Annotated in this window: 2 protein-coding genes and 1 pseudogene; all 3 read left to right on the forward strand. The window is 64.2% G+C overall.

The genetic code is table 11. The features are described from left to right. A pseudogene (locus AC0V2Y_RS24290) lies at window positions 1-397 on the forward strand (baseplate assembly protein); the annotation flags it as partial. Continuing rightward, the gene (locus tag AC0V2Y_RS24295) at window positions 390-1,010 is read left to right on the forward strand and encodes a phage tail protein I (RefSeq protein WP_475417839.1); all 621 of its coding nucleotides are present in this window, start codon (window positions 390-392) and stop codon (window positions 1,008-1,010) included. The pseudogene AC0V2Y_RS24290 and the gene AC0V2Y_RS24295, both read left to right, overlap by 8 nt. Next, window positions 1,007-1,986 (forward strand): phage tail protein (locus AC0V2Y_RS24300; RefSeq protein ID WP_475418384.1); only part of this gene is annotated, 980 nt, incomplete at its 3' end. The genes AC0V2Y_RS24295 and AC0V2Y_RS24300, both read left to right, overlap by 4 nt.

Raw genomic sequence — 1,986 nt, forward strand, 5'->3', positions numbered from 1 at the left:
GGTGTTGGCCAACAATGACACCGGCATCGCCGACGCCGCGCTGCTGGCCACCGTGGCGCGCGCACTCAACGCCGAAGAAGTGCGCCCCCTGGGCGACCGCCTGACGGTGCAACCTGCCCAGGTCATCGACTACCAGATCGAGGCCACCTTGTTTATCGGCGTCGGCCCGGAAGTGCCGATTCTGCTGGACGCGGCGCGCGCCAACGCCGTGCGCGTGTCCCAGCCGCGCCGCCCGCTGGGGCACAGCATCTATCGTTCCGCCTGCAGCGCCGCCGTCCACGTCGAAGGCGTGCGCAAGGTCGTCTTGACCAGTCCAGCGGCGGATATCGAACTGAACGCCACCCAGGCCGCGCGCTGCACGGCTATCAAGTTGAATGTCGTGGTGCGCGATGAATAAGCTCGTGCCGACCCTGCCGCCCAACACCACGGCGCTGGAACGCGCCATTGCCGTGGCCTGCGCCGAGCTGGTCAACGTGCCCGTGCCGCTGCGCGACCTGTGGAACGCCGACCGCTGCCCGGTCAACTTGTTGCCGTTTCTGGCCTGGGCCTGTTCCGTTGACCGCTGGGACGACGCCTGGCCCGAATCGACCAAGCGCGGCACCATCAAGGCGTCCTATTTCATCCACAAGCACAAGGGCACGATTGCCGCCGTGCGCCGCGTGGTCGAATCCCTGGGCTATTTGATCCGCATTACCGAATGGTGGCAGACCACGCCGCCGGGCGTGCCGGGCACCTTCCGCCTCGATGTGGGCGTGCTGGACACCGGCATCACCGACGCCATGTTCCAGGAAATGGAACGCCTGATTGCGGACGCCAAGCCCGTCAGCCGCCACATGACGGGGCTGGCCATCTATCTGGAAAGTCGCGGCAACGTCTACGCGGGCGCTTGCGCCTACCACGGCGACAGCATGACCGTGTATCCCTGGATCGCGGAAACCATCGAAGTGCGCGGCACGCTGTTACAAAGCGGCGCATCCCATACCATCGACACTCTCACCATCTATCCATGAGCACATACTTTGCCATCCTGACGCAGGTGGGCGAGGCCAAGCTGGCCAACGCCATCGCCCTGGGCCAAACCCTGAAACTGAAGAACCTGGCCGTGGGCGACGGCAACGGCAATCTGCCCATGCCCGTGCGCACGCAAAAGGCGCTGGTGCGCGAGGTGCGCCGCGCCGGCCTGAACCAGCTGACCATCGACCCGGCCAACCCCAGCCAGATCATCGTCGAGCAAGTCTTGCCCGAGGACGTGGGCGGCTGGTGGATACGCGAAATCGGCATCTTCGACGAGGCGGGCGACCTGTGTGCGGTGGCCAACTGCCCGCCCAGCTACAAGCCCCTGATGCTTGAAGGCAGCGGGCGCACGCAAGTGGTGCGCATCGTGCTGATCGTCGCCAGCACGGCCGCCATCGAGCTGAAAATCGACCCGTCCGTCATCCTGGCCACCCGTAAATATGTCGATGACCAGGACATTACCGTGCGCGCCTACAGCGACGCGCAACTGGCCAAGCACCTGGCCGCCGCCGATCCACACCCGCAATACAGCATGAAAGAGGTGGCGACGCTCAGGAAATTCGACGCTTCGAAGAAGCTGGTCAATGCGGAGTTTGTCCAGCAGGCACAGGGCAGCATGGTCAAATTCGTTGGCATGGGCGCGAGTCGCACCTTGACGGCGGACGATATGGGCGCCGCCCTGTACTTTACCGCCCCTGGCCTGACGCTCACCATTCCCAGCCCGGACGCGCTGGGTATTCCCGCCAATTCGGGCAAGTACTTCAAGCTCTTCGGCCGGAACCAGGCCGCCGGCACGATTGCGTCCGCTGCTGGCGTGGTCATTGCCTATGACGTCAGCGACGTGAAGAATATTGTCGTCAAACAGGGCCAGTTCCTCACCTTGATGGCGACGGCCGGCCAAGTCTGGCAAGTCATCGACGCGACGGCCGAAATGTGGCGCAACGTCGATTTTGCCGACTACTTCAACAACAC

The sequence above is a fragment of the Janthinobacterium sp. BHSEK genome (assembly GCF_056174685.1).

Excerpts from the sequence above, each read along its gene's own strand:
- AC0V2Y_RS24295 (WP_475417839.1), top strand. The coding sequence starts at position 390 with ATGAATAAGCTCGTGCCGACCCTGCCGCCCAACACCACGGCGCTGGAA.